The organism is uncultured Streptococcus sp., assembly GCF_963511325.1.
Taxonomy (GTDB): Bacteria; Bacillota; Bacilli; order Lactobacillales; family Streptococcaceae; genus Streptococcus.
This window is the reverse complement of sequence record NZ_CAUPII010000024.1, coordinates 1-23,181: the sequence shown is the minus strand read 5'-3', so window position 1 is coordinate 23,181 and position 23,181 is coordinate 1. Positions and strand designations below refer to the sequence as shown.

The 23,181-nt window shown below is 39.5% G+C and carries 25 protein-coding genes and 2 pseudogenes; 14 read left to right on the top strand and 13 right to left on the bottom strand.

Going from position 1 to position 23,181, the window contains the following annotated elements:
- Positions 1 to 11 precede the first annotated feature (11 nt).
- The 13 genes and pseudogenes from RQ973_RS07295 to RQ973_RS07235 all read right to left on the bottom strand — a co-directional run bounded on the left by RQ973_RS07295 (position 12) and on the right by RQ973_RS07235 (position 9,858).
- Positions 12 to 2,558, bottom strand: coding sequence for a M1 family metallopeptidase (locus RQ973_RS07295; RefSeq protein WP_075231912.1), 2,547 nt, complete (start codon positions 2,556 to 2,558; stop codon positions 12 to 14).
- A 122-nt stretch (positions 2,559 to 2,680) separates the two neighbouring features.
- Complete coding sequence (locus tag RQ973_RS07290) at positions 2,681 to 3,121, bottom strand: ASCH domain-containing protein (RefSeq protein WP_075231913.1); 441 nt, start codon at positions 3,119 to 3,121, stop codon at positions 2,681 to 2,683.
- Positions 3,118 to 3,966 carry a putative PEP-binding protein gene (locus tag RQ973_RS07285; protein WP_311523400.1) on the bottom strand — a complete coding sequence of 283 codons (849 nt, stop codon included), beginning with the start codon at positions 3,964 to 3,966 and terminating at the stop codon, positions 3,118 to 3,120. The genes RQ973_RS07290 and RQ973_RS07285 overlap by 4 nt, the downstream gene beginning before the upstream one ends.
- A gap of 41 nt (positions 3,967 to 4,007) precedes the next feature.
- Positions 4,008 to 4,736, bottom strand: a complete 729-nt coding sequence (locus RQ973_RS07280) for a GNAT family N-acetyltransferase (RefSeq protein ID WP_311523399.1) — start codon at positions 4,734 to 4,736, stop codon at positions 4,008 to 4,010.
- Entirely contained in the window at positions 4,723 to 5,223 is a 501-nt protein-coding gene (locus RQ973_RS07275) for an NUDIX hydrolase (protein ID WP_311523397.1), read from the bottom strand. Before RQ973_RS07275 ends, RQ973_RS07280 begins: the two co-directional genes overlap by 14 nt.
- Before the next feature lie 39 nt (positions 5,224 to 5,262).
- Positions 5,263 to 5,868, bottom strand: coding sequence for a DUF6707 family protein (locus RQ973_RS07270; RefSeq protein WP_311523395.1), 606 nt, complete (start codon positions 5,866 to 5,868; stop codon positions 5,263 to 5,265).
- A gap of 60 nt (positions 5,869 to 5,928) precedes the next feature.
- Positions 5,929 to 6,480: a hypothetical protein gene (locus tag RQ973_RS07265; RefSeq protein WP_311523394.1), complete on the bottom strand. Its 552-nt coding sequence runs from the start codon at positions 6,478 to 6,480 to the stop codon at positions 5,929 to 5,931.
- Between the two features lie 137 nt (positions 6,481 to 6,617).
- A complete protein-coding gene (locus tag RQ973_RS07260) occupies positions 6,618 to 6,959 on the bottom strand; it encodes a hypothetical protein (protein ID WP_311523392.1) in 342 nt (113 codons plus the stop codon).
- 18 nt (positions 6,960 to 6,977) lie between these two features.
- Entirely contained in the window at positions 6,978 to 7,397 is a 420-nt protein-coding gene (locus RQ973_RS07255) for an SMI1/KNR4 family protein (protein ID WP_311523391.1), read from the bottom strand.
- Between the two features lie 19 nt (positions 7,398 to 7,416).
- On the bottom strand, positions 7,417 to 7,752 hold the full coding sequence (locus RQ973_RS07250) for a hypothetical protein (protein ID WP_281335110.1): 336 nt from the start codon (positions 7,750 to 7,752) through the stop codon (positions 7,417 to 7,419).
- A 36-nt stretch (positions 7,753 to 7,788) separates the two neighbouring features.
- Positions 7,789 to 8,487: a 3-oxoacyl-ACP reductase gene (locus RQ973_RS07245; RefSeq protein ID WP_281335109.1), complete on the bottom strand. Its 699-nt coding sequence runs from the start codon at positions 8,485 to 8,487 to the stop codon at positions 7,789 to 7,791.
- Positions 8,480 to 8,716, bottom strand: coding sequence for a DUF2829 domain-containing protein (locus tag RQ973_RS07240; protein WP_281335108.1), 237 nt, complete (start codon positions 8,714 to 8,716; stop codon positions 8,480 to 8,482). Before RQ973_RS07240 ends, RQ973_RS07245 begins: the two co-directional genes overlap by 8 nt.
- 107 nt (positions 8,717 to 8,823) lie before the next feature.
- Positions 8,824 to 9,858 (bottom strand): annotated as a pseudogene (locus tag RQ973_RS07235) (DNA/RNA non-specific endonuclease).
- Positions 9,859 to 10,298: 440 nt separating this feature from the next.
- Here RQ973_RS07235 and RQ973_RS07230 point away from each other — a divergent pair.
- From RQ973_RS07230 to RQ973_RS07165, 14 genes and pseudogenes are all read left to right on the top strand, one after another.
- The gene (locus RQ973_RS07230) at positions 10,299 to 10,613 is read left to right on the top strand and encodes a YdcP family protein (protein WP_000420682.1); all 315 of its coding nucleotides are present in this window, start codon (positions 10,299 to 10,301) and stop codon (positions 10,611 to 10,613) included.
- A gap of 15 nt (positions 10,614 to 10,628) precedes the next feature.
- On the top strand, positions 10,629 to 11,015 hold the full coding sequence (locus RQ973_RS07225) for a YdcP family protein (RefSeq protein ID WP_000985015.1): 387 nt from the start codon (positions 10,629 to 10,631) through the stop codon (positions 11,013 to 11,015).
- A 28-nt stretch (positions 11,016 to 11,043) separates the two neighbouring features.
- Positions 11,044 to 12,426: an FtsK/SpoIIIE domain-containing protein gene (locus RQ973_RS07220; RefSeq protein WP_016398735.1), complete on the top strand. Its 1,383-nt coding sequence runs from the start codon at positions 11,044 to 11,046 to the stop codon at positions 12,424 to 12,426.
- 2 nt (positions 12,427 to 12,428) lie between these two features.
- The gene (locus tag RQ973_RS07215; protein WP_000879507.1) at positions 12,429 to 12,581 is read left to right on the top strand and encodes a hypothetical protein; all 153 of its coding nucleotides are present in this window, start codon (positions 12,429 to 12,431) and stop codon (positions 12,579 to 12,581) included.
- A 22-nt stretch (positions 12,582 to 12,603) separates the two neighbouring features.
- On the top strand, positions 12,604 to 13,809 hold the full coding sequence (mobT, locus tag RQ973_RS07210; protein WP_000398284.1) for a MobT family relaxase: 1,206 nt from the start codon (positions 12,604 to 12,606) through the stop codon (positions 13,807 to 13,809).
- Positions 13,810 to 13,851: 42 nt separating this feature from the next.
- The gene (locus RQ973_RS07205; protein ID WP_001009056.1) at positions 13,852 to 14,073 is read left to right on the top strand and encodes a hypothetical protein; all 222 of its coding nucleotides are present in this window, start codon (positions 13,852 to 13,854) and stop codon (positions 14,071 to 14,073) included.
- A gap of 116 nt (positions 14,074 to 14,189) precedes the next feature.
- Positions 14,190 to 14,687: an antirestriction protein ArdA gene (locus tag RQ973_RS07200; RefSeq protein ID WP_000342539.1), complete on the top strand. Its 498-nt coding sequence runs from the start codon at positions 14,190 to 14,192 to the stop codon at positions 14,685 to 14,687.
- An 88-nt stretch (positions 14,688 to 14,775) separates the two neighbouring features.
- Positions 14,776 to 15,168: a conjugal transfer protein gene (locus tag RQ973_RS07195; protein WP_000723888.1), complete on the top strand. Its 393-nt coding sequence runs from the start codon at positions 14,776 to 14,778 to the stop codon at positions 15,166 to 15,168.
- Entirely contained in the window at positions 15,152 to 17,599 is a 2,448-nt protein-coding gene (locus RQ973_RS07190; protein WP_000331160.1) for an ATP-binding protein, read from the top strand. The genes RQ973_RS07195 and RQ973_RS07190 overlap by 17 nt, the downstream gene beginning before the upstream one ends.
- Positions 17,600 to 17,601: 2 nt before the next feature.
- Complete coding sequence (locus RQ973_RS07185) at positions 17,602 to 19,779, top strand: CD3337/EF1877 family mobilome membrane protein (protein ID WP_000804748.1); 2,178 nt, start codon at positions 17,602 to 17,604, stop codon at positions 19,777 to 19,779.
- A complete protein-coding gene (locus RQ973_RS07180; RefSeq protein ID WP_000769868.1) occupies positions 19,776 to 20,777 on the top strand; it encodes a lysozyme family protein in 1,002 nt (333 codons plus the stop codon). Before RQ973_RS07185 ends, RQ973_RS07180 begins: the two co-directional genes overlap by 4 nt.
- Positions 20,774 to 21,706: a conjugal transfer protein gene (locus RQ973_RS07175; protein WP_001224318.1), complete on the top strand. Its 933-nt coding sequence runs from the start codon at positions 20,774 to 20,776 to the stop codon at positions 21,704 to 21,706. Before RQ973_RS07180 ends, RQ973_RS07175 begins: the two co-directional genes overlap by 4 nt.
- Positions 21,707 to 22,019: 313 nt before the next feature.
- Positions 22,020 to 22,067 (top strand): annotated as a pseudogene (locus RQ973_RS09490) (hypothetical protein); the annotation flags it as partial.
- Positions 22,068 to 22,082: 15 nt separating this feature from the next.
- Positions 22,083 to 23,181, top strand: a 1,099-nt coding sequence (locus RQ973_RS07165; RefSeq protein WP_311523377.1) for a GTP-binding protein, incomplete at its 3' end; no start/stop codon positions are given.

Below are 23,181 nucleotides of genomic sequence, written 5' to 3'. Positions count from 1 at the left end.
ACTAGAATCTTTTAAGCTTTGCTAAATTGAACAACAGCTGCTTCAACTGCTGCTTTTTCACGTTTAATCAATTCAACGCGTGCTGCGATTTCCTTGATTCCCATACCGATGTTACGGCTAAGAGCTAGGTCAGAAAGTTGAGGCTCAAAGAAGGCCTTGTATTCTGCCAAGCGTTGTTCTGTCTTAAATACATGGGCAGGCAGAATAACAAAGCTATCAAAGCTCATATCTCCACCAAGAGCAGCCTTAATCCAATCCCAATTTTCACGCGCCCAAGCCCAAACTGGTTCCTGAGTTTCCTTATGACCTAAGAACTGATAATACCATGCAGACAAATCTTGAGGTTTGACCACAAATTTGTCCTTCCAAGAAGCAATCAAGATTTGGATATTATCCGCATCTGTACTGTAGGCAAGCGCAGCTGCTAATTGACGTTTGAAAACTGCATCTGTTGCGTGAGTATAAGTATCAAGATAAAGTGCTAACAAATCTTTAGTCTCATGATGTTTCATTTCATTGATGAGAACTTGTGAACGGATAGCTGCTGGAAGGCCTGCAAGATTTTCCTTGTGGGCTGCGAAGATTTGGCTAGCGACTTGACTAGCTTCTGCATCATTTGAACGAATCATCATCGAAACAGCCAACTGACGAACCAATTCATCCTCATCTGATTCTCCGTCTTTAGCTTCAAAACCAAGACGGTCATAGTTATGACGAGCCAATTTAGCAACCAATGCTTTGAAGGCTCTTTCAGCTTCTGTACCTTCATCGATAAAGCGCTCAAGGGCAGAAATCACTTGAGAAACGGCTGAAACGACGAGGTAAGATTCTTCTTTAGCAAGTTTATCAAGAACTGGGAGCAAGTCAGCATAAGAAATGTGTCCTGCTTCAGCAAGTAAACGACGTTCTTGAACGATTTGCAGTTTGCTTGTGTTATCAAGTTCAACCAATTCTGAAAGGATAGCATCCAGTAATTGACCTTGATAGTCAGTAATGTAGTGGGCAGTATTTTCAGTGTTGAGACGAAGAGCTGATTTGTTTTCAGCAAGAAGCGCAGCGTAACCTGGAATTTCGATGCTTTCAGTTTCGAGAGTATCTGGTAGGCCTTTCCAGTTGCTGTTAAGCGGCACTACCCAAAGACGGTTCTTGTCTTCATGCTCACCGATGAAGAATTGTTTTTGCGAAATCTTCAAAACATCATTTTCAACTGTGGCAGTGAGAACTGGGTAACCAGGTTGTTCCAACCAAGAATCCATAAATGCTGCAACATCACGACCTGATGCTTGACCAAGGGCATTCCAAAGGTCACGACCAATGGTGTTTCCGTACTGATGTTTTTCAAAATAAGCGTGCAAACCTTTAGCAAAATCAGCATCTCCTAGCCAACGACGAAGCATGTGCATAAGACGGCTTCCTTTGGCATAAACGATAGCACCGTCAAAGAGCGTATTGATTTCATCTGGGTGTTTGACTTCGACGTGAACAGATTGAACACCATCCGTCGCATCGCGTTCAAGAGCAAGAGATACTCCACCTGTTTGGAAGTCCTCAAAGATATTCCAACTTGGCTCGATAGCATCCACACAGACGTATTCCATCATGTTAGCGAAGCTTTCGTTGAGCCACAGGTCATCCCACCACTTCATAGTCACAAGGTTACCGAACCATTGGTGAGCAAGCTCATGGGCAATGACAAGAGCAACTTGTTGACGGCTGGCAAAAGTAGAATTCTCATCCACAACCAAGTATACTTCACGGTAGGTAACTAGACCCCAGTTTTCCATAGCACCTGCTGAGAAGTCAGGAAGGGCGATATGAAGAGATTGAGGAATTGGGTACTTGACTCCGTAGTAGTCTTCGTAAAACTCGATAGAACGAACGGCGATATCTAGTGAGAACTCAAGGTTTGAAAGTGGATGTGCCTTGGTTGAGTAAACACCTACCAAGGTACCATTTTTAGTTTTAGCCGTTACTCCTTGCAAATCACCAGCTACGAAAGCCAGCAAATAAGAAGACATGCGAGGTGTTGTCTCAAATTTCCAGATACCTGTTTCCTTACGGTTTTCAACATCAATCTCAGGCATGTTTGACAAGGCCAATTCGCCTTCTGCTTGGTCAAATCGAAGAGCAAGGTCAAAAGTTGCTTTAGCTTCTGGCTCATCCACACATGGGAAGGCTTCGCGGGCAAAGTGACTCTCAAACTGAGTAGACAAGACTTCCTTCTTAACACCATCAACTGTGTAGTAAGATGGGTAGATCCCTGTCATGTTGTCTGTGATTTTCCCTGAAAAAGCGATGACCAAATCAACTGAACCTGCTTCTGCAAGTTGGATATGAAGGGCTTCGTTTTCGTTATCAAGAGTGAATGGACGAGCTTGAGCTGCTACTTCTACAGAAGCGATTTCTAAGTCCTTTTGGTGAAGGGAAATACGGTCACTCTTAGCTTGACCAGTAATGGTTACTTTTCCTGAAAACGTCTTAGTCTCACGACTCAAGTCTAAAAATAAATCATAATGTTCAGGAACAAATGTTTCAATATAATGTTCTACTGCTTGCATCATATTCTCCTATTCTATAATTCTGAGCAAATGCTCTAGTTCAAACATACCTATTTTATCATATTTTAAGTCAGAAAAAAGCTTTGGACGGCGATTTCCAAAACTTTCTTCCTTCTAGTAGTCTACAAAGGGTATACCTTGCGAAATTCTTCCAAAACAACCTTGCTGTCAGGTGTAAAATCCAGACCTGCTTCTCCTAACCAGTCTTTGAAAAAGTCTTCATGAACCTGACGCCAATAGGCGAGGGATTTGTCACCTTCCCCTTCTTTGAAGGCATGATCAGCAGACACTTGATGGAAAGGCTGAACGGAAACCTTTGTAATTTCAATAATGCAGATAGCTTGATCCTTACTGTCTAAAATAACATCAAAGGTCCCTTCTTGGGGAAGGGGTTCGTCCTCTACTGCGTAAAGATCGTAAGCTGAGGCAGTTGCTGTTTTTTCGCCTTTTAAAACCAAATCTGCCAAGAGATCGGCCTCCACTCCAAAGGCCCAGGCATCTATCTCATCACCGATAGAGGGATTGATTTTCTTGTAGATATTCCACATTTCTTGCGGTGTCATGGGTTGCTCCTTTGTATTTTTTTACTTTCTTCTTTTATACGTTTGAGATGATCTGGATGGTCAATCTCTAAATTAAAAATCTCCGGAATAGAACTGTAGTGGATAATGCACTCAATCCCCATCTGATTCATTTTTTGTATGAAAGAAGCATTCAGATAACCTGCTACAGCAATGTCAATCTTTTTAGTCTTTGCTTTTTCCTTCATTTGTCGGAGTAAGTCTAACATAATTGGATTTTCCATATCATGCCATTGACTGTTCCTCACAGTCGCAAAAACAAAAGAAGTCAAATCATTCATTCCAACTACAATCTTTGAAATGCCCGTTTCCAGTATCCTGTCTAAGTCAAAATAAGCTGATGGTAATTCAATCATCGTGCCGATTTTACCAGTAAAACCATGCTGACGTAACACTGTAATAGCTCGTTTTAATTGGTCTGCATCATTAACAAAAGGAAAAATAACAGACAGATTGGGATTGGTTTGATAAACTTCTATAACGACATGTGCCTCAGCCTGAAATTCATCTGGACACGCCAATAAACGCCTAGTCCCTCTATATCCAAATAATGGGTGGCGTTCGTCAAAATACTCTTTAGTCCCGTCTAGACTATTTGCTTCTGCATTTGTTAACTCTGAAAAGCGATACCAGACTTCTTCATCTGAGTACAAATGACAAATAGTGTCTAGATAATCTTTTACAAATTGCTGACAACTTGGTAACAGGATGTTTTGATTAAGCTCTCTTAGCAAGTATTCCCCACGAATCAAACCGACGTGGTGCAATAAATGGGGATAAACTTTTTCAATAATTTTTTCTCCACTAAGAGCTAGTTGGTTTTGCATGTCCATTCACCTCGTCTTAATAGATACAATATCAGATATCATTATATGACGCTTTCATCTAGTTCAAAAGCTTCATAAGGTTCAACTAACTCATATCCTAAAAATTCTGCTACTTTTTTGGAAGCCTCGTTATGAGCATCCCAAAGAGGAAATATATCCCTATTTAAACTCTCTAGAATCATTGCAGCACCAAGCTTTTTAGCAAAGCCAGTTCCTTGTTCGTTTGGTCTAGTTGCAACTTCCACTTCAACTGCTCCACGGTAAACTAACCCTGAGGAAATCCCAGCAATCACTTCATTATTTTTAAGAATAACAAAGCCAAATCCACCTTTTAAAGCAAAATCCTGGTAGGACTCAAAATCCCCCTGTAAATCTTGTGACCATTCTTCCTCAGAAAGGCAGTTATAAATACGATTATCAATAGGTACAATATTGTAACCTTCCTCTATATGACTAACTAGATCATTTAGAAATTCAATTTGAAAATTTGCCCTATCTTTAAAAGAATAGCGAGTAAAAGAAATTAGCTCCACTTTCTGACGCAGAAAATCTTGCCAATTGGTATTTTCTGAAATAATAATCTTATAATCTAAACCATATTTCCTAACAAAATCTTCCCAAAATCTGGAATTCAACTCCCCTGCTAGGTATAGAAAATTCCCAACATCATAAAAACTTGTTGTCCTATCACTGTTTCGGTAGACAGTTCCGATTTGAGATTTAAGACCATAGAGAACCATATTTTTCTTCCATGTTTTAAATAGTTCCATTATCCCCCATCTTTACCTTCCAATTTCTATATCTTGTCAGTTCTAATTCAGGAAATCCACGTAACTCTGCCTTCACCTTCAATACTAAAGGCGAAGCATTGTCTGCAGTAATTTCTTCCAAATTCAACCAAATTGCCTTTGCTGAATCATTGCTTCCACCAAGAACCTCCTGAGGAAGGGATTTTTGAGAGCCTTCGAAATCAAGTTCTATATCATAAAATGCCATGATATGATGTACTGCGAAGTCTTGCCCCTCTTCTTGAACCATTACATCATAAATTCTAGAATTGCAATAACGGATAAGCGTATACCCCGTCTCTTCCAGAACTTCTCTCTTGAGGGTTTCTGTCAAACCCTCACCGATTTCCTGACTACCACCAGGTAAATCAAAACGATGCTGATAAGGCCCTCTCGTTTTCTCAATGCAAAGCAATTTCCCATTCTCATAGCAAACGCCATAGACACCAAAGTGTTTTTTGATTTCCATATTCTACTCTTTCTAACAATCCAAGATTGAAAACTTACATCATCCCTTAAATGGAAAGAGGCTAAAGATTTCATGCTCCTTGATATACTTCTTTAGTATCTCTATATTCTCTTCAATTTTTGCTTGGATATCTGTCTCTTCACAAGTTGACTCAGTAATAAAGAGGTAAATCTTCAATAAATCTGTCAAGTATAGCAAACGGCGTTCCATTTCCGATTCAGGACTTGAAGCTTGCTCGATTTTTGCAAGCTTTTGCTCCAAGCTATCACCATTCAAAAATCTCTGATGAACTCTCCTTCTTATTTTTTGAGTTGATTCCTCCCCTTGTTCTAATGGAGATAAAAGGAGTTTTTTATAGACGAGTACCTGATTTTCTTTTTCTCTTTCCAGATAGGCCAATAAAACCAGAGAGCTCTCAACAAAGGTCCAGGTGTTATAATTCCCTTCAAATGGAATTTGTATGATACGATCTAATAATTCCTTAGCCATTTCCTCTTGACCATCCAGATAAAGTAAATAGGCCAGATGATTCAGTGATTCGAGATAACTAACTTGGGTCTTCTTATTCTTTTTGGGAACCTGGTTTAAATACGATTCTAACTCAAGATCATTTTCAACCTCTTCGATTAGTTCTTTAACATTCATTTCTTTTCTCCTATCCAGTTCACTTTTTGTTATTTAGAAAGGCTTTTTCTCAGATTAATTTTACCGAAATAGATATTCTTTCGCTGTCACTTGGACATCCTGGGAAAGGTAGCGCTCTATCAAGTCACCTGTCCCAGCAATAAATTCCTCCTGTGGGACATCTTCTCTTTGGTTCCAAAAATTTGAAAAAGCGAAATAGAACTCAAAAAACTCCGTCAAACTTGCGCTGAGTTTATAGAAGTTAGGATCTCCAGGACTGCCCGCGTAAACAGGGGATTTTTCATCTTTCATATCGCAGAAAAGAATATCGTCTGTATCTGTAGTAGCAAATATCTGGTATTGCCCTTCACTAAATTGAAGAACATCTTGTAAGGCCCACGATTCGACTGTCCTTGCACGAGAGTCGAATGTCAACAAAATGATATTAAAATTTTGATTAGCAAAAAATAAATCCTCTTTGAACACTATGTGTTGATAATAATCAAGTAATTCTCCTGTCAAATTTGAAGACTGGATCCTTAACTTTTCATTTGAAAAATTCACAGATTTGGGAATAAATGTTGTTTCCTCATAGAGTTTAATGATCTTTTTTAATACAGTAACTACTGTCATTTTTCTCTCCTTGGTCATTCCTCTTACGTCTCATTTAAGAATTCCAGCCAGATCTTCACATCTGGATTTATCTCATGTGCAATCTCACTCCTTATGAAAACGTTTATTGGTAACGGAACTTCATAAATCTAGGAGAGCTAATCAGAATCAAAAGGCATAAAACTATCATGCTGATTATAATAATTCAAAGCTTCGACCAAGTCTTGGAGACTTGCATCTGGTTTTTCCTCAAGTGCGACTGCAAGGACATCAATCAAGTGCTCTCCATAGTAGACTAGCTGGAGAACTTGCTCCGATGCATCAGCTGGGTAGACATCACGGTTTTCCACAACATCTGGATAATCTGATACCCAATAAAGGCAATCCAGTTTCAGTTCTCCTTCCTCCTTGCCATAGAGGCAAAAATCATCTGATACCAATTGATCTACGCGCACCTGCTCAATTATCTGCTCTAGTGAAAGTTCTTGGTGTTTTCGCATCCCGTCTCCTTTTTAATCTCACTCTTCAACAAAAGAGTTCAAAAATTCCTCAAAAGAAGCCCATTGACCATAGATCTCAGCTTTTTCTTCTAAAACATAGAAATACACCTTGCCATAATCCTCTTCCCTTAGAGAAAGTGCATAGTTGCCAGATCCAGGATCATAGGCGAAATGGAGAAGGTCTGTAGCCCTAAATCCTGCAGGCACAGCCTCATCGTCATACCATGTAAGAGACTTCCTCATTTCCTCAAGTGAATTAAAGGAATTGAAAGGAAAGAGGTGATGTTCATCGTGGACACCCCTTACTTGGGGCTGACCACCGTTGTGCTTGAGATAAAAGTCCAACATAGTTTTTGGCAATTTCTTCCCAAGAATCTCCTCAAATTGTAAAAGGTCATCTTTTGAAATCGGTGAATCTTCATCTAGCACTCTAAACATGATTACTCCCTTCAGTTTTCTACAATTCTTCTTCCAATACCTTATCAATAAAGTCATTGACGTTTTTAGCAACTTTTTGCATTTCTAAGGAACCTATAGCTCCCAAGTCATTTTCATAAATGCAATCATCAGAATTTTTCTTGATAAAGTAAGCCAAATCTCCTTCCTGTCCAATCATAAAGTAATCTGGCTCTACTTCCTCAATCTGATAAGTCTCATTACGCTCTTGAAGATCCTCCTTAGCATACAAACAGATGCCTGAATCTCCAATTTCATAGGGGTCAATATCTTCCCACTCCATTAAAAACTGATAGTAGAGATTGGGCAAGACAAATCCAAACTCATCTCTTTTCATAGCTTACCTCCACATATTCACTGAATATCAACTATATTACTTCAAAGACCAACCACCATCAATAGTGAGAATTTGCCCTTGCATGGCAGATGCATTTCCACTTGCTAAGAAAAGGCTAATCTCTGCTACTTCTTCTGGTTCTATCCAGCGTTTGATGGGTGTTTCACTAGCTACCCAGTCCGCCAAACCACCTGGTTCAAAGTCAGCTGCCGTCATACCCGTCTTAACTGCACCTGGTGCGATTCCAAAGACCTGGATACCTTCTTCTGCATAGTCCAGAGCTAATTGCTTGGTAAATCCAGCCAAGGCGTGTTTAGAAGAGGTATAGGCGTGCCCACCTCCGCCTGCCAGACTTGAGGCAATGGAGCACATATTGATGATGATTCCTCTCTTGCTTTCCAACATTTGAGTCAGATAATAGCGGGCCAACTCTACTGGAGTTACGTAATTGATTTCAAAAATCTCTTGGATTTCTTGGGCAGATTGTTCTAGTAAGGGCTTGTAGTCATCCAATACACCTGCCGTATTACATAAAATATCCACCTGAGTGCACCAGTCAAAAATAGGTTCTAAATCCAGTGTTAAATCACGTTGTAGAAAGTGAAAGTCACCTTGTAAGGCAGGCTTTTCACCCTGATCCACACCAAAAACCTGATAACCATTCTCTAAAAAGAATCGAGCTTGAGTCAGACCAATCCCTGAACTAACGCCCGTAACTAAGACACGTTTAGTCATGGACTTCCACCCAATCCGTCGCTAGGACATCACATGGTGTCGGACTCCACATAGAAAAACCTTCTCCTTCACCAGATACATTGATGAGGAAATAGGGTGTCACTTCAAGGGCGACCCCATTTTGTTCGATGGTATCAAAAAGCTGGACATAGTTTTCATCCCCACCCCAGCCAGTACGTACATATTTTTTCTTAGCCTTTAGTCCAGGCAAAATTTCTTCGAATGTCATGTTTTTCTCCTTTGTTATCTATGAATCTTAATTTAATTATAACAAAAAACCGTTTTTCAACGGCTTTTTGACTGTGATTATTCTGATTTATATAGCTTTAAAAACTATCACCATTGCAACCCAGCTTCTCTAATTTCCTTTTTAGAGGCAAACTTTCCATTTGGTCGATGCCATCGTCCATTTCTATCTCTAAAGTAGCCACCTGTATTACTACTTTGTGATTCTTCTTCTGCTGGTGCTGGTGCTTCAGTTTCCTACTGTGTCTGTTCTTCTTTAGCCTTCTCTTCTGCTTCTTTTTTAGCTTTTTCTTGCGCTTCTTTTTCTTCAGCCTCTTTCTTAGCTTTTTCCTCGGCTGCCTTTTGCTCAGCGGCGCGTTCCTCAGCTGATTTGACTGTGTTCTTTGCAGTACCGTCAGCATAATTTATCTCTGCATTTGCTGAAACATTCTCTAAAGTTACATGGGTCACGGAATACTTATCAAGTTTTTCCTTACTACTACCTAATTTAATCTCGAGTAAATTCCCATCCGAATCAATCCCTACATACTGTAAGATAATCTGTCTTGGAATCAATTCATTATCCTTATAGACAGCTGTCACCTTATAGTCAAGGTAATAGTTTGGATGATTTGCAAGCCATGAATCAAGTCCATTTTCATAATAGAGCATGCTACTTTGATTTTTGTCATCCGTTCCAGTAAAGGCACCTGTATTTAACCAGGCTGTCATAGGAACTAGATTACGGCCTTCATCGTTAAGTCCACTAAATTGATACCCAACTAAATGACCGCGATTCATCAGCCAAGCCTCTTTAGAACCATCTCCGTAGTAAAATTTATAGTTATGCCATCCAACTGGATCAAAGGTTAATTTAGCTTCTCTCTTTTCTTTAGGCTCATCACTATCTTTTAGCTGAATGTGAGCATAAGTTGCACGAGATTTGGAATCCAGTTCTCCAAGTTCAAGTTGCTTTTCGTTTCTAAAAGTAAGTAAACCAGCTTCCTTGTACAATTTTGTATTATCCTGCGTAGTCTGTTCAGTCGTTACAGGTTCAGTTACTTTCGCCTCTTCCTTATGTTTCGAGCAACCAACTGATGTCAGCAACGATAGTAAAACAACAGAAGTCAAAACTATTCTTTTCATTCTATATTCTCCTAAATTATTAAAATATTTATTATATTGTTATTTTATACCATTTTATCATTTATAGTTTGTGTTTTCAAACAATTATATAAATTTTTTTATATAAAAATAGCATAAAAATCTAGTTATCCGCATAAAAACTGGACTTATCACACTTTATCAAGGTCAAAACCACTCAATTTACTACTAATTTACTACTTATGAATGAGCTTTGATACGACGATTTATCCTTGAAAAGTGAAGATATAAAGATACTTCCAATAAAATTTGAATATTTAATAGGTAGACACTTCAAAAAATGAGGTGTCTATTTTTTTACCCGATTTTGAAAGGAAGTGAACTTATGAAAACAAAAAATCAAGAATCAAAAGGTCGTTCCCCACTCTTTAAGACCATCAAACATTCATTCAGCCAATAAAAAAGAAAGGATAGGTAAAAATATGGAACTTAAATTTGTGATTCCCAACATGGAAAAAACATTCGGCAATTTAGAATTTGCTGGCGAGGATAAAGTCGTTCAGCGAAGAATCAACGGACGGCTAACTGTCTTATCAAGAAGCTATAATCTCTATTCTGATGTTCAAAGAGCAGATGATATTGTGGTGGTGCTTCCTGCTGAAGCTGGCGAAAAACATTTCGGCTTTGAGGAACGTGTGAAGTTAGTCAATCCACGTATTACCGCAGAGGGCTACAAAATCGGCACTCGTGGTTTTACAAATTACCTTTTACATGCTGACGACATGATAAAAGAATAAAGAAAGAGAGGAAAAATGATGAGATTAGCAAATGGCATTGTATTAGATAAAGACACGACTTTTGGAGAATTGAAATTCTCTGCTCTACGTCGTGAAGTGAGAATCCAAAATGAAGACGGGTCGGTTTCAGATGAAATCAAGGAACGTACCTATGACTTAAAATCCAAAGGACAAGGACGCATGATTCAAGTAAGTATTCCTGCCAGCGTGCCTTTGAAAGAGTTTGATTATAACGCACGGGTGGAACTTATCAATCCCATTGCGGACACCGTTGCTACTGCCACCTATCAAGGAGCAGATGTTGACTGGTATATCAAGGCAGACGATATTGTGCTGACAAAGGATTCTAGTTCATTCAAAGCTCAACCACAAGCAAAGAAAGAACCGACACAAGACAAATAGTCGCTAGGTAGAAAGGAGACTTTTTCGCATGAAACAGCGTGGTAAAAGGATTCGCCCATCTGGTAAAGATTTAGTCTTTCATTTTACGATAGCGTCACTCCTGCCTGTTTTCCTGCTGGTTGTCGGACTGTTTCATGTGAAGACAATCCAGCAGATCAACTGGCAGGATTTTAACCTATCACAAGCAGATAAGATTGACATTCCCTATTTAATTATCAGTTTCAGTGTCGCAATTCTTATCTGCTTGCTGGTAGCGTTTGTATTCAAACGGGTTCGCTATGATACGGTTAAACAACTTTACCACCGTCAAAAACTGGCAAAGATGATACTTGAAAACAAGTGGTATGAATCTGAACAGGTCAAAACAGAGGGTTTCTTTAAAGATAGTGCTGGTCGTACAAAAAAGATAACCTACTTCCCTAAAATGTATTATCGACTTAAAAATGGCTTGATACAGATACGGGTGGAAATCACGCTGGGAAAATATCAAGACCAACTCTTACACTTGGAAAAGAAATTAGAGAGTGGCTTGTACTGTGAGCTGACGGATAAAGAGTTAAAGGATTCCTATGTGGAATATACTTTGCTCTATGACACCATAGCCAGTCGTATTTCTATTGATGAAGTAGAAGCTAAAGATGGTAAACTTCGCTTAATGAAAAACGTATGGTGGGAATATGATAAGCTCCCTCATATGTTGATTGCTGGTGGTACAGGTGGCGGTAAAACTTACTTTATACTGACACTGATTGAAGCCTTGCTTCATACAGATTCAAAACTGTATATTCTTGACCCGAAAAATGCTGACCTTGCGGACTTAGGTTCTGTGATGGCAAATGTCTACTATAGAAAAGAAGACTTGCTTTCTTGCATTGAAACATTCTATGAAGAAATGATGAAACGTAGTGAGGAAATGAAGCAGATGAAGAACTATAAGACTGGCAAAAATTATGCTTACTTAGGTCTCCCGGCACACTTCTTAATCTTTGATGAATACGTCGCTTTCATGGAAATGCTGGGAACAAAAGAAAACACCGCAGTTATGAATAAGCTGAAACAGATTGTCATGTTAGGTCGTCAAGCTGGCTTCTTTCTAATACTGGCTTGTCAACGTCCAGACGCAAAATATTTAGGCGACGGAATCCGTGATCAGTTTAATTTCAGAGTGGCTTTAGGTCGTATGTCTGAAATGGGCTATGGCATGATGTTTGGCAGTGACGTACAAAAGGATTTCTTCTTAAAGCGAATCAAAGGTCGTGGCTATGTTGATGTAGGAACAAGTGTCATATCAGAGTTTTATACTCCCCTTGTACCAAAAGGATATGATTTCTTGGAGGAAATTAAAAAGTTATCCAACAGCAGACAGTCCACGCAGGCGACGTGCGAAGCGGAAGTCGCAGGTGTGGACTGATCTTGCTGGCTGGTGTGGCAATAGCCACGCCAGCACTTAACCCCCCGTATCTAACAGGGGGGTACAAATCGACAGGAAACAGTCAAAAAAACATTAGAAAATCCTTTGGTTACAAGGGATTTACAAAATTTCAGCGTATGTCAAATGGGCTTTAAAAGTTGACATACGCCTTTTTGATTGGAGGGATTTTTACTGAATGAACAAACTTGGTTACAGCATTTAAAAGAAAAACGCTTGGCTTATGGACTATCTCAAAACCGTTTAGCTGTTGCGACTGGTATTACAAGGCAGTATCTAAGCGATATTGAAACAGGAAAAGTCAAGCCATCAGAGGATTTACAGCAGTCCCTTTGGGAAGCTCTGGAACGCTTCAATCCCGACGCTCCCCTTGAAATGCTGTTTGATTATGTAAGGATTCGCTTTCCGACAACAGACGTACAGCAGGTGGTCGAAAACATCTTACAACTGAAACTGTCCTATTTTCTTCATGAGGACTATGGTTTCTATTCTTATTCAGAGCATTATGCTTTAGGCGACATATTCGTCCTTTGCTCCCATGAACTGGACAAAGGAGTTCTGGTGGAATTGAAAGGTCGTGGGTGCAGACAATTTGAAAGCTATCTTCTGGCACAACAAAGAAGCTGGTATGAGTTCTTTATGGACGTTTTGGTGGCTGGCGGTGTGATGAAACGCCTTGACCTTGCCATTAACGATAAGACAGGGATTTTGAATATCCCTGTACTCACTGAAAAGTGCCAACAGGAAGAATGTATCTCCGTCTTCCGCAGTTTTAAAAGCTATCGCAGTGGCGAACTGGTACGCAAAGAGGAAAAGGAATGTATGGGAAACACCCTCTATATCGGTTCATTACAAAGTGAAGTTTATTTCTGTATCTATGAAAAGGACTACGAGCAGTACAAGAAAAATGATATTCCCATTGAAGACGCAGAAGTAAAAAACCGTTTTGAGATTCGATTGAAAAATGAGCGTGCCTATTATGCAGTCCGTGATTTACTCGTCTATGACAATCCAGAGCATACCGCCTTTAAAATTATCAATCGGTATATCCGTTTTGTAGATAAAGACGATTCCAAACCTCGTTCTGATTGGAAACTGAATGAAGAATGGGCTTGGTTTATTGGGAACAATCGTGAACGATTAAAACTAACCACAAAACCAGAGCCTTACTCCTTCCAAAGGACGCTGAACTGGCTATCTCATCAAGTTGCCCCGACCTTAAAGGTTGCGATTAAACTTGATGAAATCAACCAGACGCAGGTTGTAAAAGACATTCTCGACCATGCGAAACTGACAGACCGACACAAGCAGATTTTGAAGCAACAGTCAGTAAAAGAACAGGACGTGATAACAACAAAAAAATAACTCAAATACAAATTCATTGAATATAGAGAGGAGAACATTTTTATGAATTTTGGACAAAACCTTTATAACTGGTTTCTATCAAACGCTCAATCACTGGTGCTTTTAGCAATCGTTGTGATTGGCTTGTATCTTGGCTTCAAGCGTGAGTTTAGCAAACTGATTGGCTTTTTAATTATTGCGATTATTGCGGTTGGCTTAGTCTTCAACGCTGCTGGAGTAAAAGACATTTTACTAGAGCTATTCAATCGCATTATTGGTGCTTAAATAAAACCGTTCTTTTGTGGAATATAAGTGGTTTTCTTATGTTCCGCAAAGGAATGGTACACCAAACGAAGTGCGGTAGGGATTTTTGAATCTCTACAAAGAAAGGACGTGAATATATGGACGATATGCAAGTCTATATTGCGAATTTAGGCAAATACAATGAGGGCGAATTGGTCGGTGCGTGGTTTACCTTTCCCATTGACTTTGAGGAAGTCAAAGAGAAAATCGGCTTGAATGATGAATATGAGGAATACGCCATTCATGACTACGAGTTACCCTTTACGGTTGACGAATACACTTCCATTGGCGAACTCAATCGACTATGGGAAATGGTATCGGAATTACCCGAAGAATTACAATCGGAGCTATCTGCTCTGCTCACTCATTTTTCAAGCATTGAAGAACTAAGCGAACATCAAGAGGATATTATCATTCATTCCGATTGTGATGATATGTATGACGTGGCACGCTACTACATTGAAGAAACGGGTGCTTTAGGCGAAGTACCAGCTAGTCTTCAAAACTATATTGATTATCAAGCCTATGGTCGGGATTTAGACCTTTCAGGAACGTTTATCTCAACCAATCATGGGATTTTTGAAATCGTCTATTAAATCTGTCGGTACATTACTACTGGCAGATTTTCTATTTTACGGGGTGGCTCAATCAGCTACCCCTATTTTTTATGAAAGGATTGATTACATGAAGAAAATACGAAGCTATACCAGTATCTGGTCTGTGGAAAAGGTACTGTATTCTATCAATGATTTTAGACTTCCGTTTCCCATAACCTTTACGCAAATGACATGGTTTGTCGTGTCACTCTTTGCAGTGATGATACTTGGCAACTTGCCCCCTCTTTCCATGATAGAGGGAGCATTTCTCAAATACTTTGGGATTCCTGTGGCTTTCACATGGTTTATGTCTACAAAAACTTTTGATGGTAAAAAGCCTTATGGATTTTTGAAGTCTGTCATTGCTTATGCACTGCGACCAAAGCTGACCTATGCAGGAAAAAAAGTAACGCTTGGCAGAAACCAGCCACAAGAAGCCATTACAGCAGTTAGGAGTGAATTTTATGGCATATCCAATTAAATACATTGAAAACAATCTCGTCTGGAATAAAGACGGGGAATGTTATGCTTACTATGAGCTTGTTCCTTACAATTACTCATTTCTAAGTCCAGAACAGAAAATACAAGTGCATGATTCTTTCAGACAGCTTATCGCACAAAATCGTGATGGCAAAATTCATGCTTTACAAATCAGTACAGAATCCAGCATACGTTCTGCACAAGAGCGTTCCAAAAATGAAGTCACTGGCAAGCTCAAAGCGGTTGCCTATGACAAAATCGACCAACAGACAGACGCTTTAATATCCATGATTGGCGAAAATCAAGTGAACTACCGTTTCTTTATCGGCTTTAAGTTGCTTCTCAACGATCAGGAGTTTTCTATGAAAAGTCTTACCGTTGAAGCAAAAAATGCTTTGTCTGATTTTGTCTATGATGTGAACCATAAGCTGATGGGCGATTTTGTTAGTATGAGTAATGATGAAATCCTGCGTTTTCAGAAGATGGAAAAGCTCTTAGAAAATAAAATCTCTCGTCGTTTCAAAATCCGCAGGTTAGATAAGGACGACTTCGGCTATCTGATTGAACACCTTTACGGACAGACAGGCACTGCCTATGAAGAGTATGAGTACCATCTATCAAAGAAAAAGCTGGATAATGAAACGCTGATTAAATACTATGACTTGATTAAGCCTACTCGCTGTTTGGTGGAAGAAAAACAGCGATATTTGAAAATCCAGCAGGAAGATGAAACCGTCTATGTAGCTTACTTTACCATTAACAGCATTGTCGGAGAACTGGACTTCCCGTCCTCTGAAATCTTCTACTACCAGCAACAGCAATTTACATTCCCGATTGATACGTCAATGAATGTGGAAATTGTAGCGAATCGTAAAGCCCTATCTACTGTCCGCAATAAAAAGAAAGAACTGAAAGACTTGGATAACCACGCTTGGCAAAGTGATAATGAAACCAGCTCCAATGTGGCGGAAGCTCTGGAAAGTGTGAATGAGCTGGAAACCAATTTAGACCAAAGCAAGGAATCTATGTACAAGCTGTCTTATGTGGTAAGGGTATCAGCAAATGATCTTGACGAACTCAAACGTCGTTGTAATGAAGTGAAAGATTTTTATGACGATTTAAGCGTAAAACTGGTACGACCATTTGGGGATATGCTCGGCTTACATGAAGAATTTTTACCTGCCAGCAAGCGTTATATGAATGATTATATTCAATACGTGACCTCTGATTTCCTCGCTGGTTTAGGTTTTGGTGCTACTCAAATGCTGGGGGAAAATGAGGGGATTTATGTTGGCTACAGCTTAGATACTGGACGCAATGTCTATCTGAAACCTGCTCTTGCCAGTCAAGGGGTTAAGGGTTCAGTAACCAATGCGTTAGCGTCGGCTTTTGTTGGTTCGCTGGGTGGTGGTAAATCCTTTGCGAATAACCTTATCGTCTATTATGCGGTGCTTTATGGGGCACAAGCAGTGATTGTAGACCCAAAAGCAGAACGTGGCAGATGGAAAGAAACCTTGCCAGAGATTTCCCATGAAATCAATATCGTCACTCTGACTTCTGATGAGAAAAACAAAGGCTTACTTGACCCTTATGTGATTATGAAAAATCCCAAAGATTCTGAATCACTGGCTATTGATATTCTGACATTCCTTACGGGGATTTCCTCTCGTGATGGGGAACGCTTCCCAATCCTTAGAAAAGCCATTCGTGCAGTAACCAATAGTGAAGTACGAGGGTTGATGAAAGTGATTGAGGAATTACGGGTTGAGAATACGCCACTAAGTACCAGTATAGCCGACCATATCGAAAGTTTTACAGACTATGACTTTGCACATTTATTATTCAGTAATGGTTATGTGGAGCAGTCTATCAGCTTAGAAAAACAACTGAACATTATACAGGTTGCGGACTTGGTACTTCCCGACAAGGAAACTTCCTTTGAGGAATATACCACTATGGAGCTTTTATCCGTTGCTATGCTGATTGTCATTAGTACCTTTGCTTTAGACTTTATCCATACAGACCGAAGCATTTTCAAGATTGTAGATTTAGACGAAGCATGGAGCTTTTTACAGGTAGCACAAGGAAAAACACTATCTATGAAGCTGGTTCGGGCTGGTCGTGCTATGAACGCTGGGGTATATTTCGTGACCCAAAATACAGACGACCTCTTAGATGAAAAACTGAAAAATAACCTCGGCTTAAAATTTGCATTTCGTTCCACTGACCTTAACGAGATTAAAAAGACCTTAGCCTTTTTTGGTGTAGACCCAGAGGACGAAAACAATCAGAAGCGATTGCGTGATTTGGAAAACGGGCAATGCCTTATCAGTGATTTATATGGTCGTGTCGGTGTGATACAGTTCCACCCTGTATTTGAAGAACTGCTCCATGCCTTTGATACCAGACCACCTGTGCGAAAAGAGGTGTAAATGTGAAACCATCAATAGTAAACAGAATAAAATCAAACTGGACGCTGAAACGTCTAGGTAAAGTGGCAATGACAGTGGCTTTCACACTTGTGATTGCCATTTTTCTTTTAGCCATGCTGGGAACGGTGGTTCAAGCTGCGGGCTTGGTAGATGATACGGTCAATGTGGCAAATGAATACAGCCGATACCCACTTGAAAACTATCAACTGGATTTTTATGTGGATAATAGCTGGGGCTGGCTTCCGTGGAACTGGTCGGACGGGATTGGAAAACAGGTCATGTATGGACTATATGCCATTACCAATTTTATTTGGACAATCAGTTTGTATGTTTCCAATGCGACAGGTTACTTAGTACAGGAAGCCTATTCCTTAGACTTCATTTCCGCTACAGCAGATTCCATTGGTAAGAATATGCAGACCTTAGCTGGTGTGAGTGCAAACGGATTTTCAACAGAGGGTTTCTATGTTGGATTCCTCTTACTCTTGATTTTGGTTCTTGGGGTTTATGTTGCCTATACGGGACTGATAAAGAGAGAAACCACAAAGGCAATTCATGCCATTATGAATTTTGTGCTGGTGTTTATCCTATCGGCTTCCTTTATTGCCTACGCTCCCGACTACATTAAAAAAATCAATGACTTTTCATCAGACATCAGTAATGCCAGTTTATCACTTGGCACGAAGATTGTCATGCCCCATTCCGATAGTCAAGGCAAGGACAGCGTGGACTTAATCAGAGATAGCCTGTTTTCCATACAGGTTCAGCAACCGTGGCTACTGCTTCAATACAACAGTTCAGACATTGAAAGTATCGGTATTGACCGTGTGGAAAGCCTGCTCTCCACCAGCCCAGATTCCAACAATGGCGAAGACAGAGAAAAAATTGTTGCGGAAGAAATTGAAGACAGAAGCAATACCAATCTAACCATTACAAAGACCATTAACCGTTTAGGTACAGTCTTCTTCCTATTTGTCTTCAATATTGGGATTTCCATATTTGTATTCCTATTAACAGGAATCATGATTTTCTCGCAGGTACTTTTTATCATCTATGCTATGTTTCTGCCTGTGAGCTTTATTTTAAGCATGATTCCATCATTTGATGGTATGTCAAAACGAGCCATAACAAAGCTCTTTAATACCATTTTGACACGAGCTGGAATCACATTGATTATTACGACAGCATTTAGTATTTCAACCATGCTCTATACCTTATCGGCTGGTTATCCGTTCTTTTTGATTGCTTTTCTACAGATTGTGACCTTTGCAGGAATCTACTTCAAGCTGGGCGATTTAATGAGTATGTTTTCTCTACAGAGTAACGATTCTCAAAGTGTGGGAAGTCGTGTGATGAGAAAACCTCGTATGCTTATGCACGCTCACATGCACCGTCTACAGCGGAAACTTGGACGTTCCATGACTACTCTAGGGGCTGGGTCTGCCATTGTTACAGGTAAAAAAGGACAGTCGGGTTCGGGGAGTTCTGCAAGGACACAAGCAGATCACTCCCGACCAGACGGAAAGGAAAAATCAACACTTGGAAAACGTATCGGTCAAACCATCGGTACAGTAGCTGATACCAAAGACAGAATGGTAGACACTGCTAGTGGTTTGAAAGAACAGGTTAAAGATTTGCCGACCAATGCAAGATATGCAGTATATCAAGGAAAATCCAAAGTAAAAGAGAATGTCCGTGATTTAACCAGTAGTATTTCTCAAACCAAAGCGGACAGAGCCAGTGGACGCAAGGAACAGCAGGAACAAAGGCGAAAAACCATTGCGAAGCGTCGCTCTGAAATGGAACAGGTCAAACAGAAAAAACAGCCTGCTTCTTCTGTTCATGAAAGACCGACTACAAGACAAGAACAATATCATGATGAACAGACCTCAAAACAGTCTAATATTCAGACTTCATATAAGGAATCTCAACAAGCCAAACAAGAGCGTCCAGCAGTTAAGTCCGATTTTTCAAGTCCAAAAGTGGAACGCCAAGGCAATACCGTTCAAGAAAAAACCGTTCAAAAGCCAGCAACTTCAACCACTACAGCAGATAGAACTTCACAACGTCCAATCACAAAAGAACGTCCGTCTACTGTTCAAAGAGTACCACTACAAAATACAAGAAGTAGACCACCAATCAAAACCGCCACCATTAAGAAAGTCGGTAAGAAACCATGAAGTTGAAAACTTTAGTGATTGGTGGTTCTGGATTATTCTTGATGGTCTTCTCACTGCTTCTGTTTGTTGCCATTTTATTTTCAGATGAACAGGACAGCGGAATTTCCAATATTCATTATGGAGGTGTGAATGTTTCCGCAGAAGTGCTGGCTCATAAGCCTATGGTAGAAAAATATGCCAAAGAATATGGCGTTGAAGAATATGTCAACATACTTCTTGCGATTATACAGGTGGAATCGGGCGGTACTGCGGAAGATGTTATGCAGTCCTCGGAATCCCTCGGTCTTCCACCTAATTCATTGAGTACAGAAGAATCCATTAAGCAAGGTGTGAAGTATTTCAGTGAATTATTAGCCAGTAGCGAAAGGCTCAGTGTAGATTTAGAATCGGTTATCCAGTCCTACAATTATGGTGGTGGTTTCTTAGGGTATGTGGCTAATCGTGGAAATAAATATACCTTTGAACTGGCTCAAAGTTTCTCAAAAGAGTATTCAGGTGGCGAAAAAGTGTCTTACCCCAATCCCATAGCCATACCTATCAATGGGGGCTGGCGATACAACTATGGCAATATGTTTTATGTGCAACTGGTAACGCAGTATCTTGTCACAACAGAGTTTGATGATGATACGGTACAAGCCATCATGGACGAAGCACTGAAATATGAGGGCTGGCGATACGTTTACGGTGGAGCTTCCCCGACTACTTCTTTTGATTGTAGCGGACTGACACAATGGACGTATGGAAAAGCTGGAATTAACTTACCACGAACCGCACAACAGCAATATGATGTGACCCAGCATATCCCACTATCGGAAGCACAAGCTGGCGATTTGGTTTTCTTTCATTCTACCTATAACGCTGGCTCTTATATTACTCATGTTGGGATATACCTTGGCAATAACCGTATGTTTCATGCAGGCGACCCAATCGGTTATGCCGACTTAACAAGCCCCTACTGGCAACAGCATTTAGTGGGAGCAGGACGAATCAAACAATGAGAAAGGAAGATTTAATGATGAAATTTAGAAAAAATCAGAATAAAGAAAAACAGATACCAAAGGAAAAGAAACCTCGTGTCTATAAGGTCAATCCTCATAAAAAGGTTGTGATTGCCTTGTGGGTACTTTTAGGGCTTAGTTTCAGCTTTGCGATATTCAAGCACTTTACAGCTATAGATACTCATACTATTCACGAAACAACTATCATAGAAAAGGAATACGTTGATACTCATCATGTAGAAAATTTTGTAGAGAACTTTGCGAAAGTCTACTATTCATGGGAGCAATCCGATAAGTCCATTGATAATCGAATGGAAAGTCTAAAAGGCTATCTGACAGATGAACTTCAAGCTCTCAATGTTGATACAGTACGCAAAGATATTCCTGTATCGTCTTCTGTAAGAGGATTTCAGATATGGACGGTAGAGCCAACTGGCGACAATGAGTTTAATGTAACCTACAGTGTAGACCAGCTCATTACAGAGGGAGAAAATACAAAGACCGTCCACTCTGCTTATATAGTGAGTGTCTATGTAGATGGTTCTGGAAATATGGTACTGGTTAAGAATCCGACCATTACCAACATACCTAAGAAATCAAGTTATAAACCAAAAGCCATTGAAAGTGAGGGGACGGTTGATTCCATTACAACCAATGAAATCAATGAGTTTTTAACGACGTTCTTCAAGCTCTATCCTACAGCGACAGCCAGTGAACTTTCCTACTATGTGAATGACGGGATATTAAAACCAATCGGAAAAGAGTACATCTTTCAAGAACTGGTAAATCCTATTCACAATCGTAAGGATAATCAAGTCACGGTATCGCTGACAGTGGAGTATATCGACCAGCAGACCAAAGCAACGCAGGTATCTCAATTTGATTTGGTACTTGAAAAGAACGGGAGTAATTGGAAGATTATAGAATAACAAATATTGGTACATTATTACAGCTATTTTGTAATCACGTACTCTCTTTGATAAAAAATTGGAGATTCCTTGACAAATATGCTCTTACGTGCTATTATTTAAGTATCTATTTAAAAGGAGTTAATAAATATGCGGCAAGGTATTCTTAAATAAACTGTCAATTTGATAGCGGGAACAAATAATTAGATGTCCTTTTTTAGGAGGGCTTAGTTTTTTGTACCCAGTTTAAGAATACCTTTATCATGTGATTCTAAAGTATCCAGAGAATATCTGTATGCTTTGTATACCTATGGTTATGCATAAAAATCCCAGTGATAAGAGTATTTATCACTGGGATTTTTATGCCCTTTTGGGCTTTTGAATGGAGGAAAATCACATGAAAATTATTAATATTGGAGTTTTAGCTCATGTTGATGCAGGAAAAACTACCTTAACAGAAAGCTTATTATATAACAGTGGAGCGATTACAGAATTAGGAAGCGTGGACAAAGGTACAACGAGGACGGATAATACGCTTTTAGAACGTCAGAGAGGAATTACAATTCAGACAGGAATAACCTCTTTTCAGTGGGAAAATACGAAGGTGAACATCATAGACACGCCAGGACATATGGATTTCTTAGCAGAAGTATATCGTTCATTATCAGTTTTAGATGGGGCAATTCTACTGATTTCTGCAAAAGATGGCGTACAAGCACAAACTCGTATATTATTTCATGCACTTAGGAAAATGGGGATTCCCACAATCTTTTTTATCAATAAGATTGACCAAAATGGAATTGATTTATCAACGGTTTATCAGGATATTAAAGAGAAACTTTCTGCCGAAATTGTAATCAAACAGAAGGTAGAACTGTATCCTAATATGTGTGTGACGAACTTTACCGAATCTGAACAATGGGATACGGTAATAGAGGGAAACGATGACCTTTTAGAGAAATATATGTCCGGTAAATCATTAGAAGCATTGGAACTCGAACAAGAGGAAAGCATAAGATTTCAGAATTGTTCCCTGTTCCCTGTTTATCACGGAAGTGCAAAAAACAATATAGGGATTGATAACCTTATAGAAGTGATTACGAATAAATTTTATTCATCAACACATCGAGGTCAGTCTGAACTTTGCGGAAAAGTTTTCAAAATTGAGTATTCGGAAAAAAGACAACGTCTTGCATATATACGCCTTTATAGTGGCGTACTGCATTTGCGAGATTCGGTTAGAGTATCAGAAAAAGAAAAAATAAAAGTTACAGAAATGTATACTTCAATAAATGGTGAATTATGTAAGATTGATAGAGCTTATTCTGGAGAAATTGTTATTTTGCAAAATGAGTTTTTGAAGTTAAATAGTGTTCTTGGAGATACAAAACTATTGCCACAGAGAAAAAAGATTGAAAATCCGCACCCTCTACTACAAACAACTGTTGAACCGAGCAAACCTCAACAAAGGGAAATGTTACTTGATGCACTTTTAG